This window comes from Kitasatospora sp. RG8 (assembly GCF_017813315.1).
GTDB lineage: Bacteria > Actinomycetota > Actinomycetes > Streptomycetales > Streptomycetaceae > Kitasatospora.
Genome location: NZ_JAGIYX010000019.1, coordinates 27,284 through 42,424, shown reverse-complemented (window position 1 = coordinate 42,424; position 15,141 = coordinate 27,284). Strand labels below are relative to the sequence as shown.

At 74.5% G+C, this 15,141-nt stretch carries 10 protein-coding genes; 8 read left to right on the top strand and 2 right to left on the bottom strand.

The genetic code is table 11. The features are described 5' to 3' along the window. Positions 1-130 precede the first annotated feature (130 nt). Positions 131-3,040, bottom strand: a complete 2,910-nt coding sequence (locus J5Y04_RS42970; protein WP_209414694.1) for a hypothetical protein — start codon at positions 3,038-3,040, stop codon at positions 131-133. 211 nt (positions 3,041-3,251) lie between these two features. After that, positions 3,252-7,205 carry a type VII secretion protein EccCa gene (gene eccCa, locus J5Y04_RS25680; RefSeq protein ID WP_209414851.1) on the bottom strand — a complete coding sequence of 1,318 codons (3,954 nt, stop codon included), beginning with the start codon at positions 7,203-7,205 and terminating at the stop codon, positions 3,252-3,254. 461 nt (positions 7,206-7,666) lie between these two features. Between eccCa and eccD the strand changes: the two genes are divergently transcribed. The 8 genes from eccD to J5Y04_RS25640 all read left to right on the top strand — a co-directional run bounded on the left by eccD (position 7,667) and on the right by J5Y04_RS25640 (position 15,111). Continuing rightward, on the top strand, positions 7,667-9,046 hold the full coding sequence (eccD, locus tag J5Y04_RS25675) for a type VII secretion integral membrane protein EccD (protein ID WP_209414693.1): 1,380 nt from the start codon (positions 7,667-7,669) through the stop codon (positions 9,044-9,046). Between the two features lie 67 nt (positions 9,047-9,113). Then, positions 9,114-10,562, top strand: a complete 1,449-nt coding sequence (gene eccB / locus J5Y04_RS25670; RefSeq protein ID WP_209414691.1) for a type VII secretion protein EccB — start codon at positions 9,114-9,116, stop codon at positions 10,560-10,562. A 126-nt stretch (positions 10,563-10,688) separates the two neighbouring features. After that, complete coding sequence (locus J5Y04_RS25665; protein WP_209414688.1) at positions 10,689-11,048, top strand: hypothetical protein; 360 nt, start codon at positions 10,689-10,691, stop codon at positions 11,046-11,048. A gap of 116 nt (positions 11,049-11,164) precedes the next feature. Further along, positions 11,165-11,467 (top strand): hypothetical protein, encoded by a 303-nt coding sequence (locus J5Y04_RS25660; protein WP_209414686.1) that lies wholly within the window; start codon positions 11,165-11,167, stop codon positions 11,465-11,467. A gap of 39 nt (positions 11,468-11,506) precedes the next feature. After that, a complete protein-coding gene (locus tag J5Y04_RS25655) occupies positions 11,507-11,926 on the top strand; it encodes a hypothetical protein (RefSeq protein ID WP_209414683.1) in 420 nt (139 codons plus the stop codon). A gap of 125 nt (positions 11,927-12,051) precedes the next feature. After that, entirely contained in the window at positions 12,052-14,316 is a 2,265-nt protein-coding gene (locus tag J5Y04_RS25650; protein WP_209414681.1) for a hypothetical protein, read from the top strand. A gap of 38 nt (positions 14,317-14,354) precedes the next feature. Continuing rightward, positions 14,355-14,819: a YbaB/EbfC family nucleoid-associated protein gene (locus J5Y04_RS25645; protein ID WP_209414678.1), complete on the top strand. Its 465-nt coding sequence runs from the start codon at positions 14,355-14,357 to the stop codon at positions 14,817-14,819. Continuing rightward, positions 14,812-15,111, top strand: coding sequence for a hypothetical protein (locus J5Y04_RS25640; protein WP_209414676.1), 300 nt, complete (start codon positions 14,812-14,814; stop codon positions 15,109-15,111). The genes J5Y04_RS25645 and J5Y04_RS25640 overlap by 8 nt, the downstream gene beginning before the upstream one ends. Positions 15,112-15,141 lie beyond the last annotated feature (30 nt).

The window sequence follows — 15,141 nt, the reverse complement described above, 5'->3', positions numbered from 1 at the left end:
GCGAAGGTCGCGGGCAGCCTACCGGCGAGTAGGGTGCCGACGGCACCCGCCGTCCGCCGGGGGCGCCGACGGCCCTGCGGCGGTGGCCGTCCTGCTCGGCCGCGTGCCGCGCGAAGGCGCTGACTTGGCGTCAGGTCGCGTCGCCGGAGGTGGCGGAGGGGGCGGAGGTGGTGGCCCGGTGCGGGGCGACGCCGGGGGTGAGGAGGAAGCGCTCCGGGCGGTCCGGGGTGCGGCGCTCCTCGGGGGCGAGGAGGTCCCGGCGGGCCAGCCAGACGAGGAGCCGGGCGCGGCAGTGCTGGTCACGGTCGTCGTCCGCCAGCCCCACCTCCGCGCGCTCCCGGGGGAGGGGGAGGCCGGTCTCGCGGAGCAGGACCCGGGTCGGACGGCCGTCCTCGCCCGGCAGCACGTCGAGGACGGAGAAGTGCGAGCCCGGCGGGAACACCACCTCGTGCTCACCCTCCTCGGCGAACACCGCCGTCCGCCGGCCGGTGGCCGACCAGACGGCGAACTCGACCGGTGTCCCCAGCTCGACGTCGTGGGAGGGGAGACCGACGACCGGTGCAGGTTCGGTCAGCCGGGCCCCGGGGACGTAGTGCCGCAGCTCCTCCGCGGTCGCGTGGGCGCCGAGCAGCACGGCGCCGTGGTGGCTCGGCAGCCTGCGCAGGCCGGATCCGAGGCAGGCCAGGAACGCGTCCAGCGGCCCCGGGTCGGGCCGGCGGGCCGCCTCGACCAGCTCCGTGCGGGAGACCGGGGCACCGGGGTCGGCGTGATGCAGGAACACCGCAGCGAGGTCGGTCTTCAGCTCGTTGAGATCGTCGCGGCCTCCGGAGCGCAGGGCCGGAAGCCGGGTGGCCACCTGGTCGGCGTGGCTGGCGCAGCGCTGGAAGTGGCCGCCCAGGAGGTCCTTGACGGCGGCGCGTTCGGCGGCGGTGCTCGGGCGGGCCGGTGCGGCGGCCGTCTCGGGCCCGAAGGGCCGGGCGGGGCCCGGGGCGGTGGCGGGGGTGTGGGCGGGTGCGGTCTCGGTCTCGGGCCCTTGACCGGGGCCGGGTGCTGGTGCCGGTGCCTCGGAGGCGGCCGCCTCCGCGTCCGGCACGGTGTCCGGTGCCTGGTCGGTGTCGGGTGCGGCGTCCACCTCCGACGCAGAGTCGACGTCCGACGCAGGATCCAGGTCGGGCCCGGGGTGAGTGTCCGGCGTGGGGTCGGTGTCGGGTGCGGCGTCCGCGTCCGCGTCCTCGTTCGCGTCCGGCGCGGCGTCCGCATCTGGCCGTACGGGCCGGTCGGCGTCGAGCTTCCCCGGTGTGGTGGCGTCGGGGCTCGCCACTCCGCGGACCGTCAGCCGCGGCGCGGGCGCGCCCTGCCCGGCGAGCGCGGTCACCAGGTCGCCCGCACCGGCCGCCACGTCCGGCGGTACGGGCCGGCCTTCCTCACCGACGATCAGCAGCGGTCCTGCGGGGTCGGGGTCCAGCAGCCGCGGTGCCAGGTCCTGTGGCGGGTCCCCGGGGCGAAGCCAGAGGCCGGCCGGCACGGCCTCCAGGAGCCACCCCGGCACCGCGGCCGCGAAGAGCGCCGGCCCGCACGGCGACAGGCCGGCCGGTGCGCTGCGCCAGGCGGAGGCCACGACACGGCGCAGGCCGGCCGAGGCGGTGAGTTCGGTCAGCCACGGTTCCCAGGCCGGGACTCCGTCGGCGTCCAGGACGCGGGCGGAGAAGCCGCCGGCGGTGCGCTGCGGCAGACCGACGGCCACGCGGACGTCGCGTTCCAGTTCGGCGGCGAGCCCGGCGGCGAGCACGGTGAGCGCGGCGGTGGGCGCCCAGGGCGCGCTCAGCAGCAGTCCGGCGGGCGGCCGGGGGAACAGCCGGCGGGTGGTGGCGGCCAGGCGGTGGGCCTGCGGCAGCGGCTCGCCGGGGCGGCCGACGAGCAGGACCAGGGTGCCCTCCCCGGCCTCGGCCCGGGCCGGCGCTCCGGGAGTCCCGGCGAGCGGGTCCGGGCCGAGGCCGATCCGGAAGCCGCCGGTGAAGGGGGTGGCCGGGAGGTCGTCAGGGCGGTCCGGCACGGGGGTCTCTGCGGTCACCGGACCGGTCCGGACACCGGGGGGAGCGGCCGGGCTCGCCGGCCCGTCCGTGGACGGGCTCGGGGGCGTCGGCGCGCTCGCGGGCACCGGCTCCGGCGCGGTGGCAGCCGGCGGCGGCGGGGGAGCGCCGACGCTCGTGAGCGGTCCCGCCGGGGCGGCGGGGACGGGCGCCTCGGCGGCCGGCGCGGGCGCCGGGGCCACCACCCACCCCGGTGTCGGCGTCGGCGCTGGCGCTGGTGCCACGGCCCGGCCGGCGGGTGCCGTGGCCCAGCCCTGCACCGGTACCGCCGGCGCGACCGCGACCGGGATCGGGGCCGGTGCCAGATGGGGTGCCGCGTTGACGACCGCCGGGACCACCCCGGACCGGGCGGCGCCGCCCCGGTGGGAGAGCGGCCAGACCGGGCCGAGCCGGCGGACCACCCCGGCGGGCGTGCAGAGCCACCAGGACGACGGGACGCCGCCCTCCGGACCGGTCGTCAGCAGCGTGCCGTCCGGGCGCAGCGTCACGACCCCGTCCGGGGCGACGATGCCGATCCCGGTCAGCTCGGCGACCTGTTCGGACGGCCGCCGCCCTTCGGCCGGGGCGGCGGCCAGCCCGGAGGCGGCGAGGACCAGAGCGGTGGCCCCCCTCGCGGAAACCGTGCGGATCAGCTCGTCGAGCCGCTCGAACAGCACGTCCGGCGCGTCGGGGGCGGCGGCGAGCACGGTCACGGTGCGCACCACCGGCTCCAGCCGCGCCAGCGCTGTGGTCAGCGCGGGAGGCAACGTCGTCGGCCCGCCACTTCCGCCGTCGCCCGGGGCGATGACGAAGTGCGGGCCCGCCTGGTGCAGGGTCGAGGGGCGGGAGCCGGCCGCGGGCCGGGGCGCGGCGGGGCCGAGGCGGCGGGCCAGCCGGCGCCAGGCCGGTGCGGCACCTGCGGCCGGGTCGTCACCGCGCCCCGCGCCGACCGTCTGTCCTGCTGTGCTCAACGCTCTGCCCTCTCGCCGCCGGCCGCGGCTGCGGCGGGTTCCAATCGGCTCTACGGGCGCCGGACCGAAGGTGGTTCAGCCGCCGGACCGAAGCCGGACCGAAGCCGGACCGAAGCCGGACCGAAGCCGGACCGAAGCCGAAACCGGGGCCGTAGCCGTATCCGTAGCCCTGGCCGAGGCCGAAGCCCGGGCCGCAGGCCCCGGCCCGGCCTCAGAACCCGCCGTCCTCCGACCCCTCCTTCTCCTCCTCCGCCAGGATCGCGGTCTGCACCTGCACCGTGCGGCGCCGGGTGACGTAGAGGCCACGGCCGGCCGGGAAGGTGCGCGGCTTGAGGTTGCCGAACACGTAGCCCTCGCTGGGCGGGCAGGAGAGCAGCATCACCGGGGTGTTGACCTCCTCCAGCTTGCGCAGCAGGGCGTCGGACATCGCGCGGGCGATGCCGTTCGCACTGCGGGCGACGATCAGGTGCAGGCCGAGTTCGGCGCCCTGGGCCAGGTAGTCGAGCAGGGCCGAGAACGGGTGGCCGCTCATGCTGCCGGAGGCGCCCGACACGAGTTCGTAGTCGTCGACCAGGATGAAGAGTTCGGGCCCCTCCCACCAGTCCCGGAGCTTCAGCCGGGCGGGCGTGATGTCGGCGCCGGGAAGGCGGTTCGCCATGGCCCGGGCCGCGCCGTCGACGATCTGCCGCAGGACGTCCAGGGCGACCGCGTGGCCCAGCCGGTACTCGTCGGGGACGGCCTCGTAGAGCTCGCGGCGGTAGTCGACCAGCATGATCCGTGCCTGGTCGGGGGTGTAGGCGCCGGTGATGGCGGCGGTGGCCAGCTTCAGCAGGTTGGTCTTGCCCGACTCGGTGTCGCCGACCACGAGCAGGTGCGGCGACTCCTCGAAGTCGTGCCACAGCGGCGCGATGGTGGTGTCCTGCAGACCGATCGGGATGCGCAGCCGGCCCTCGGGGGCGGGCAGCGTGGCGGCGTCGACGGTGAGCGGCAGCATCCGGACCTCGGGCGCGCGCGGGCCGGTCCAGTGGTCGGCGATCGCGTCGACGAGGTCCGCGACGCCCTCCCCAAGGTCGTCGGTGCCGCTGTTGCCGTCCAGCCGGGGTAGGGCCGTGAGGAAGTGCATCTGGTCCTCGGTGAGGCCGCGGCCGGGGACCTTCGGCACCTTCGCGGCCGCCCGCATGTTGATCGCGGAGTCGACCGCGTCGCCGAGCCGCAGCTCGAACCGGGTGCCCAGCAGGTCGCGCAGCGCGCCGGTGACCTCGCCCCAGCGGGTGGTGCCGACGATCAGGTGGATGCCGTAGTTGAGGCCGCGCTGGGCGATCAGGGTCAGCGCGGGGGCGGCGTCCGGGAACTCCTGGCGGATGGTGTTCCAGCCGTCGATGACCAGGAAGACGTCGCCGTGCCGCTCGTCGGGCAGTTCGCCGGCCGCCCGGCGCCGGCGGAAGGAGGCGACGGAGTCGATGCCCAGCTCCGCGAAGCGCTGCTCGCGGTGGACCAGGATGGCGTTGACCTCCGCGATGGTGCGCACCACCCGCTCGGGGTCGTGCCGGCCGGTGACCCCGCCGACGTGCGGGAGGCCGCGCAGCGCGGAGAGCGTGCCGCCGCCGAAGTCGAGGCAGTAGAACTGCACTTCGGCCGGCGTGTGGGTGAGTGCGAGGCCGGTCATCAGGGTGCGCAGCAGGGTGCTCTTGCCGCTCTGCGGGCCGCCCGCGATGCCGACGTGGCCGTCGGCGGCCGAGAGGTCGGCGGTGAGCAGGTCGCGCAGCTGCTGGAAGGGGCGGTCGACGACGCCGATCGGAACCGTCAGGGTGCCGCGGAGGGCCGGGTCCTCGACGGTCAGGCCGTGCTCCGAGTGCGGCGCGAGCGGCGGCAGCAGTTCGTCCAGCGTCGGCGCCGCGGCCAGCGGCGGCAGCCAGACCTGGTAGGCCGGGGGACCGGCGTCGGTGAGCTTATCCGCCACGATCTCCAGCAGGCTGCGGGTCTCCTGGGGAGCCGTCGCCTCCTCGGGCGTCTCCTCGACGGGCGCGAGGGGCCGGCGCGGCGCGACGTACCCGGTGCCGTAGGCGGCGACCTGGCCGGCCACCACCTCCTGGCGGGCGGCGCGGACCCTGGCCCTGTACGGGCCGGAGACGTACGCGGCCTTGAACCTGGTCAGGGTGGCGATGTCGCTGCGCAGGAACCCGTTGCCGGGCTGGGAGGGCAGCTGGTAGGCGTCCGGGACCCCGAGGACGCCGCGGCTCTCCATCGCGGAGAAGGTCCGCAGGCCGATCCGGTAGGACAGGTGGGACTCCAGGGCGTGCATCCGGCCCTCGTCCAGGCGCTGCGAGGCGAGCAGCAGGTGCACGCCGAGGGAGCGGCCGAGCCGGCCGATCATGATGAAGAGCTCCATGAAGTCGCGGTGCGCGGCCAGCAGTTCGCTGAACTCGTCGACCACCACGAACAGCGTCGGCATCGGCTCCAGAGCCGCCCCGGCGGCGCGCGCCGTCTCGTAGTCCAGCAGCGAGGTGTAGTTGCCGGCCGCCCGGAGCAGCTCCTGGCGGCGGACCAGCTCGCCGTGCAGGGCGTCGCGCATCCGGTCGACCAGCTCGGCCTCGTCGGCCAGGTTGGTGATGACCGCCGAGGTGTGCGGCAGCCGGTCGAGGCCGAGGAACGTCGCGCCGCCCTTGAAGTCCACCAGGACGAAGTTCAGCACCTCGGAGGAGTGCGTGACGGCGAGTGCCAGCACCAGCGTCCGCAGCAGCTCGGACTTGCCCGAGCCGGTCGCCCCGATCAGCATCCCGTGCGGGCCCATGCCGCCCTGCGCCGACTCCTTGATGTCCAGTTCGACGGGCGAGCCGTCGCCGGAGACCCCGAGCGGGACGCGCAGGCGGTCCGCGATGCCGCGGCGGGCCCAGTTCTCGGCGACGTCGTGCTGGTACAGGTCGCGGATGCCGAGCAGCGACGCGAGGTCGAAGTCGGCGTCCAGCGGCTCCCCGGCCTCCGTCGTGTCGCCGATCCGGAACGGCGCCAGCGCGGCCGCCAGCCGGCGGGCGGCGGTGGCCGGCAGGGCGTCGGGCCGGCCGAGGTCGGTGACGTCGTCCCGGTGGTTGCGGTCCGCGCCGACCATGGCCAGCGCACCGTCCTCGATCCGCAGCCGCAGCCGGAACCGCGACGGCTTCCATTCCAGGGTGTCGCCGAGGTCGATCAGGGTGGCGTTGCGGTAGCCGGCGAGGGCGGCCCGGCTGGTGGGGCCGGCCTGCGGGCCGTCCAGCACGATCACGGTGAACGGCTCGTCCCGGCCGGGCTGGGTGTCCGGCTCGTACGGCGGCCGGGCCGCGAACTCGCCGCCGAGCAGCTGCTCGATCTCCGCGACCGAGCCCGCCACCAGCCGCACCGGGCCCACCCCGTCGGTGTCCACCGGGTGGAGGGCGTGCGGCAGCCACTTGGTCCACTCCCACTCGGCGCGGTGCTCCGCGTCGGTGACGACGGCGATCTGCAGCTCGTCGGGGGCGTGGAACACGGCCAGCTGGGCCAGCATCGCGCGGGCCAGGTCACGGGCCGCCGCGCGGTCGTCGGCGCGCAGCAGGACCTGCGCGTAGCCCCGCAGGTAGACCGCGATCGGCTGGTCGGCGACGGTGCCGTAGGCGTTGATGAAGCGGCGCAGCGCGTGGGCGCAGAGCGGCTCCAGGTCCTCGACCGGCTTGGTGGCCAGCGGCGCGAGCCGCACGGCGAGGCGCTGCGGACCGGTGCCGATCCGCACGTCGCCGAAGTCCGGGTGCGCGCTCCGGCGCTCCCACAGACGGGAGGTGCGGGCCAGCGCGGCCAGGGCGGACGGGGCGGGGTGGCGCCAGGCCAGGGCCTCCTGCTGACGGGCGATGTGGCCGCGCACCTGGCGGCGGATCTGGGAGAGGTAGCGCAGGTAGTCACGGCGCTCGGCGCGCAGTTCCCGCTTGCGGTCGCTGGAGCCGCGGATCAGCTGGGTGACGAGCATGCCCACGGCGGAGAGCCCCATCATGCCCATCGCGATGTACATGAGGATGCCGCCGCTCTCGCCCGGCCGCAGGAAGATGAACACCATCGAGAGCGAGCTCAGCGCCATCGGCGCCATGCTGATCACGCTCGCCATCCCGCTCTGCTGCTCGGGGAGGCCGGGCGGCTCCTGCAACTGGATCTCCCCGTCGGGCATCTCCGGGCCGGGGCGCCGGGGAGGACGGTTGACCAGCACCACGCTCAACGAAGGGCTCCTCGCGATGGGGGACGGCCGGCCGGTGATCCGCGGCCCGGGACGCGTGTCGTCCGTCAGGGGACACGGACGGCGGCCCGCCGCGGGTTCACGGGCGGCTGCCCCGGCGGGCGGTGGACCCCGGGGCCCGCCGCCCCGGCGCACCTCGGGCCCGGCACCCCGGCGCACCTCGGGCCCGCCGCCCCGGCGCACCTCGGGCCCGGCACCCCGGCGCGTTCCGCCGGGCGGTGAACCTCCCGGGCCCCGCCCCACGTAACTCCCGGTGCGGGCGGCGCCCCGGCTGCTCCTCCCCCAGGCGGCCGGGGCGCCCGCCCCGCCAGGACCGTCCCGCCGAGGTGCGCCGCCACGCCGCCGCCCCGGCCGGTCCGCTGGAGATTCCCGGGTCGTCGGAGGGTAGGAGAGCCTTGAACGGGACCGCCGTTGCCGGACTGTGCCGACTGAGGTTCCGGACACCCGACGCGGTGTTCGAACTCGCGGTGCCGGCGGACGTTCCGCTGGCCGACCTGCTGCCGGCCGTGCTCGGTTACGCGGGCCCCGGGGTGGACGAGCAGGGAGTCGACCACGACGGCTGGGTGCTCCAACGGCTCGGCGGCGCGCCGCTGGACGAGGAGCTCAGCGCGGACGCGCTCGAACTGCGCGACGGCGACGACCTCTACCTGCGTCCGCGCCGCGACGCGCTGCCGGAGGTGCACTTCGACGACCTGGCGGACGGCGTCGCCACCGGGATGCAGGCCCGCCCCGACACCTGGCGGCCCGCGCTGACCCACCACCTGGCGGTGGGGCTGGCCGTAGCCGTCCTGGCGGGCGGGCTGGCCCTGCTGCTGCTCCCCGGGCCGCAGTCCACCCGGGACCTGGCCGCGGCCGTCACCGGCGTCCTGCTGCTGCTCGGCGCCGTCAGCGCCTCCCGGGCGGTGGGCGACGCCGGTGCGGGAACCGCGCTGGGCGCCATGGCCGTGCCCTACCTGGCCCTGGCCGGCGGCCTGCTGCCGACCGGCGGAGGGGCCGGCGTGGCCGGGGCCCGGCTGCTGGCGGGCGGCTCCGCCGCCGCCGGCGCGGCGGTCCTCGCGGTGGCCGCCGTGGGCTGCTCGGCGCCGCTGTTCCTCGGCGCCGTCCTGGTGGCCCTGCACGTGGTCCTGGCCGGCGTGCTCGTGCTGAACGGTGTGACCGCACCCGAGGCGGCGGCGGTCCTCGCCGTGCTGGCGGTGGTCATCGGCGCCTTCGTCCCCGGGATCTGCTTCCGGCTGTCCGGACTTCGGCTGCCCGCCCTGCCCCGCAACGCCGACGAGCTCCAGGAGGGGATCGCCGCCTTCCCCAGCGCCACCGTGCTGAGCCGCAGCGCCGTCGCCGACGGTTACCTGACCTCCTTCCACCTGGCACTCGGGCTGGTCCTCACCCTCTGCACCACCGTGATCGGGGTGGCGGAGGGCTGGGCCGCGGAGTCCCTCACCGCCGCCCTGTCCGTCCTGCTGCTCCTGCACGCCCGGGCCGTCGGGAGCATCCCGCAGCGGCTGGCCGTCCTGCTGCCGGGCGTCTACGGGCTGGCGCTGCTCACCGGTGGCGCCGCGCTCGGCCAGGGGACCGGCGGCCGCCTGCTGCTGCTCGCCGGACTGCTCGCCGTGGCCGCCGCGCTGGCGATCGCGGCCTGGACCGTACCCGGACGCCGGCTGCTGCCGTACTGGGGGCGGGCCGCCGACCTGCTGCACTCGGCCGTGGCGATGGCCGTGCTCCCGCTGGCGCTGGCCGTGGCCGGGGTCTACCACGCACTGCGGGCCATCGCCGGCTGAGCCTCCCTGACGGCCCCCAAGGTCCCGACGGCCCACCACCTTCCGCCGCCCCGAGGAGAACCACGAGATGCAGTCGAAGCGCGACCAGGTGCAGGCCCACCTGTTCGTGATGGGCAGGCTCGCCACCGGCATGCTCCGCGGCGAGCCCGACGCCCCGGACACCCCGTCCGGACGCACCTCGCGGGGCACCATGACGGGGCTGGTCATCGCCGTCCTGGTGTGCCTGGGCGTCGCCGTTTACGGCGCGCTCGTCCCCGGCGGCGCCACCGGTTGGAAGAAGCCCGGCACCCTGGTGGTGGTCAAGGAGAGCGGCGCCCGGTACCTCTACCTGGACGGCAGCCTGCACCCCGTGCTGAACGAGGCCAGTGCCCGGCTGCTGGCCGGCGACCAGCTGGTGGTCGACCAGGTCAGCGTGAAGTCGCTGGCCGACACCCCGCGCGGCGCCCCGATCGGCGTCCTCGGAGCCCCCGACGGCCTGCCCGGCCCGGACCGGCTCGCCGACGCGCCCTGGCTCGCCTGCGCCGTCAGCGGGCCCGCCCCGTCCGGCGGCCGCCGCCCGGAACTGGCCCTGGCGGTCGGCCCCGGCAACCGGGGGACGAGCCTCACGGACGGCCAGGGCGCACTGGTGGTCGCGCCCGACGACACCCAGTACCTGCTCTGGCACGGCCGCCGGCTCCGCCTGGACACCCGCAACAACGCCCGCCTGGCCCTCGGCCAGGCCGCCGTCACCGCCCATCCGGTCACGGCCGCCTTCCTCAACGCGCTGGCCGCCGGACCGGACCTCACCGCCACCGTCCCGGACGGCCGGGGCAACGCGGGCCCGCAGCTCACCGCCGGCCCCACCAGGATCGGCCAGCTCTTCACCGGCCCCGGCGGCGACCCCTACCTGCTGACCGCGGCGGGCCTCACCCCGCTCAGCCGGATGGCCTTCGAGCTGCTGCGCAACGACCCCCGCACCCAGAGCGCCGCCTACCAGAACGCGGCCGTCACCCCCGCCGCCCTCAGCCCGGCCGACCTCGCCGCGCACACCGCCCCGGCCGCCCAGGCCCCACCCGCCGCCGGGCTGCCCACCGCGCCGCCGGAGCTGGTGACGATCCCCCAGAGCCGGGGCGTCTGCGCCGAGCTGCGGCTCACCGACCAGGCGCCGACCACCTCCGTCAGCCTGCTCGACGCCTCCGCCGTCGCGGGCCCGCCGCCGGCCGCCCAGCCGGGCGTGGAGCCGGCCTGCGCCGGTGCCGACAGCATCGCCGTCCGGCCCGGCGGTGGCGCCCTGGTCCGTGCCCTGTCCGGTGCGGGCGTCGGAGCCACCCTCTACCTGGTCACCGATGCCGGGGTGAAGTACCCGCTCGCCTCGGCGGCCGTCGCCAAGCAGCTCGGGTACGGCGACACCGTCCCGTCGGCCGTTCCGGAGGGCCTGCTGACCTTGTTCCCGACCGGGCCCAGCCTCGACCCGGCCGCGCTGACCGGCGCGGCCGGCCCGGCCGCCCGTTCGGCCGCCCCGACCTGCGCGCGCTGACGCCCGACCGGACCGCCGCCCCGCTGAACCCACCTGCGGCACCGGCCCGTTGAACGGGATGAGCGGGTCCTTCGACCCCTCCCCGCGGCGGCCGCCGCACGTCCGCACACCGACGAAGGGACCCCGGTGACCACTCCCAACCCCGGCACTCTCCAGATCGACAACACGACGATCAAGAACGTGCTCCACACGGTGGAGACGCACATGAGCAGCATGAAGGCCGCCGGCGCCAACGTCGAAGCCATCAACACCGAGATCCACGAGCACTTCCAGGCCGCCTGCAGCAGCGTCTTCGTACAGAAGATGAAGGAATGGCACGAGGAGTACGTCCAGCTCTCGCGGGAGTACGACCGCTTCCACGCCGACCTCCTGGCGGGCAGCGGGACGGTCTTCGCCGGCCATGACAGTGCCTACAACGTGGCCGGGCAGGTCGGCGGAGGCTACTCCGCCATGGTGGAGTCCGGCCTCAACCCCAAGGCGCACTGACGCCCTCTCCCCTTCCGTTCCCCCATCCGATCCGCGCAGTGCCCTCGCGCCGTCCGTGCGTTCGCTTCCACGGCTGAACGAGGTCGCACGGCGACCCATCGAAAGGACCTCCTCCCATGACGACCCCTGCGCCCTCGGGCATCAGGCTCCAGCACGCCAACATCGACGACGCGGCGGACGACCTGGTCGCCGCCGGCAATACGATGCAGTCGGAGATGGAGAGCTTCCGCGACGCGCTCCGCAAGGACCAGGCGAACCTCAGCGGTGAGCTCGCGACGGCCGCCAAGAACTTCGCCGATCACCTGGACGCCCTCGACACCGTCATGAGCGGACAGGTCACCGACGCGGCCAACAAGCTGCGCGAGATGCACGGCCTGCTCCGTGACGCGGACCGCCGTGGCGCCGCGGGTGTCGGCTGATGACCGCGGTGAACCGGGGGTGCGGAGGGGGCGGACACGATGGCTGAGCCGGGGCCGGGCGGCGTCGACCTCCACCACACGCTCAGCGTCAACCACGACGACCTGGAGTACTTCGCCAACGTCCAGCTGAAGAACTTCCTGGACCAACTGGCCTCCGACCCCGGGTACAAGGCGATGCTCTCCTTCGGCGGGATCGAGCCCGGTGAGTACACCCAGCTGTACACGGGATTCGCCGGCTCCTTCCCCCTCGCGGGCTCCGTCAAGGCCAAGTTCGCGGCACTGGCCAAGGGGTTGGCCTCGGACCTCAAGGAAGCCGGTCTGCAGATGACCGACGCCCAGCTGGAGATCCTGAAGGCGATGCAGATCATGGACAGCGCCCACGAGGAGGCGATCACGACCGCGGAGATGTTGCAGATCCTCAACAAGGTCATCGCTTCGGCTCCTCCGAAGTCCGCCTAGTAGAAGCCGGGTTGATCGACCCGTCCGGTGAGCCCCAGGGTTCACCGGACCCCGCCGTTCCCCGGGGGCCCGTCGTCCGGACCCACCCCCTGCAGCGCCCCACCGGATAGGAGACAGCGAAGCCCATGGCCACGATGCGATGGGAGGACGTCCTCAAGACGTTCGCCTCCGAGGCTCAGCGCACCGCGAAGATCGTCACCAGGGAGGAGGTCGCGGGGCCCTCGGCCGACAAGCCCTGGTTCAGGCCGATCAACAAGATGGTGGCCGGTGGGGGCTACTACACCAATGCGACAGCCGCCGACGGCCGGTACTCCGGGATGGGGTCACCCGATATCTGGTGGGCGTGGAACTACTCCATCGGCCTCGCTCACTACAACTACTCGATCACGTTGAGCGTCAACTACACCGACTGGGGCAACGACACGGACAAGCCGTTGTCCAAGTTCCTCAACCAGCATCGCGAGATCTTCGCGCCGCTCATGCCGGGTGGGACGGGCAACGACACGGTCAAGTCAGCGAGCCTGAGAGCCGGCGCGACGGGCATCGGGCAGGTCAGGTCCTGGCTGAACACCTGGGTGCCGGTGGTGAAGGAGTGGGCGGAGAAGCTCGACGCGCCGGACAGCGCCTGGCAGGGGAGCGCGGCAGGCGCGTTCAAGACGCTCCTCAACCAGTACGCGTTGGAGCTGGACGGCATGCGGCTGCAGCTTGAGAAGGAGCCGTTCGAGACCGATCTCAACGCGGCCGCCAACGCCATCGACTACGCGATCACGGGACTCCACTACGTCCAGGAGTGGTACTGGAGCACGGGAAAGCAGTGGCCCTCGCACGCGATCTTCCAGGCGCTGACGGAAACCCTGCAGAACGTCACACCGACTTTCGACGCCAACAACAAGCTGCAGTCCGTCAGCACCGCGTTCGGGGATCCCCGGGAGCAGGACTTCTACGACAGGCTGGAGCAGCGGGCGAAGGCCATCTGGCTGGCCGACGTCGAGCGTTTCCTCGACAATCGCAAGGCGCCCCGGGTCGTGAGCGAGCGCCAGGTCATGTCGGCGGATCCGATGGACGGGCTGCTGGCGGCCTACAGCACGCTGGACACGGACTTCGGGTTCGGCTACCGGCCGGTCGGCCTGGAGCTGCCCCCGGCGACGGCCCCGGACCCCGAGAAGGACAAGACGGGTTCCGGTGGCAACGACACCGACCTCGGCGGTGGCAGCGGCAGCGGTGGCAGCGGTGGCAGCGGCGGCGACGGCACGAACAAGAAGCTCGACCTCGGCGGCGGCGCGGGCGGGGGCGGTGGCGGCTCGGGGAGCGGGGGTACCGGAGGCGGCGGTTCCAACTCCCATCTCCCCCCGCCCCCGGTGATCGGTGGGGGCGGCGGTGGGATCGGCGGCGGCGGCATCGGCGGCAACGGCGCGGGGACGCCGATCCTCGACAAGGACCACAAGCCCGTCCTGGACGCCGACAAGAAGCCCGTGCTGCTGCCCCCGGGCGGATACATCGGCGCCAACGGCCAGGTGTACGACGGCAACGGACAACCGGTCAAGGACAAGAACGGCAAGCCGGTCGTCGTGCCGGTCGGTTCGGACATCCCGCCGGGTACGGGCAGCGGCATCTACGGCCCGAACGCCAAGGTGCCGAAGGGTTCGACCGTCCGCGAGGACGGCTCGGTCATCGGCCCCGACGGCAAGCAGGTGCTGGACCGTGACGGCAACCCGGTGATGATGCCCAAGGGGGGCACCATCGCCGCGGACGGAACGCTGCTGGACTCGACCGGCCGGCCCATCGCCGACATGACCCAGCGCTACACCGACCGGCAGCACGCCGTCGACGCGATCATCTCGGGTGGCAGCGGTGGTGGTGGCGGCGGTGAGACCAGCACCACCCGGCCGCCGTCCACCCTCCCCTCCTGGAACCTCGACCTCGGGTCCTTCGGCGACTACGGGAGCGGCTCGTCGGGCGGTGGCACCGGGATCAGCTCGCCGGGCCCGTACGCCGGGCTGTTCGGCGGGACGGGCGGTGGCGAGGGCCTTGGTTCCGGCACGGGGCCCCGGCTGGTCGGCTCCGGTGGCGGGCTGAGCACCAAGGCCATCGAGAACAGCGGCGGGATGGCGCCCGGCGGCAAGACGGCCACCGTCGCCGGGGCCGCGGCCGGCGAGAAGGCCGCGATGAGCCAGAAGGCCTCCGCCCTCGCCGCGGAGGAGGCCGCCGCGATGCGGGGCCGTTCGGTGACCACCTCCGGTGGCGCCGGGGCCCCGATGATGCCGATGGGCGGAGGCATGGGCGGCGGCGCCCAGGGAGAGAAGGACCGCCAGCGGACCACCTGGTTGTCCGAGGACGAAGAGGTCTGGGGCACCGACACCGGTGCGGTCCACGGAGTGATCGGCCGCTGAGCCGGTCGAACGTTTCCACAGTCGGGAAGGGTACGGAGATGGAGTTCTCGTTCGAGGAGCACCTCGCCAAGGCGATGGCGTCCCTGGAGGAACAGCAGGCCAGGATGGCCGCGATGACGCAGGAGTTGCAGGCGTCGAGCGCCTCGGCGACCACCAAGGACCGGTTGGTCACGGCCAAGATCGGCGCGCAGGGCCAGGTGCTCGCGCTGACCTTCCACACCACCGCCTACCAGGAGATGGCCCCCGCCCACCTCGCCGCCGTCCTGAAGGACGTGCTGAACGAGGCCCAGGCCCGGATGGGCGAGCAGATCGCTCGGGCGATGCGCTCCTTCGACGGCGTCGGCGAGTCGCTGCGACTGGCCTTCACCGGCGAGCGGGAGGACGAACTCCTGCCCGGATCGGGCGGGTTGGACCTGGACGCGCTGCTGGCGCCGCTCACCGCGATGCGGCCGGGAGCGGACCGGGCCCGGCGGTCGGACAAGCAGGAGGAGTTCAATGGCTAAGCAGCTGGTGAAGCTTGAGGACCTGAAGGCGGAGTTCACCAAGTTCCCCGAGATGGCGGCGCTGGTCGAGAAGATCGAGGGTGAGCTCAAGGACATCGGGCTGAAGAACGTCAAGGCGGGCGGGCACGACCAGATCGGCCAGCAGTACCACAGCAAGGTCGACAAGCCGACCACGAGCCTCAACGGGCTGGTCGAGAGCATCAAGCTCAAGCTGCTGAGCGTCGGCGAGAACGGCCAGAACACCGCCGACCTCTTCGACGCGGCCGACGAGCACGCCGCCAAACTGGTCTGACCGGCCACGCCCCAGCGCCCTGCGGCGCCA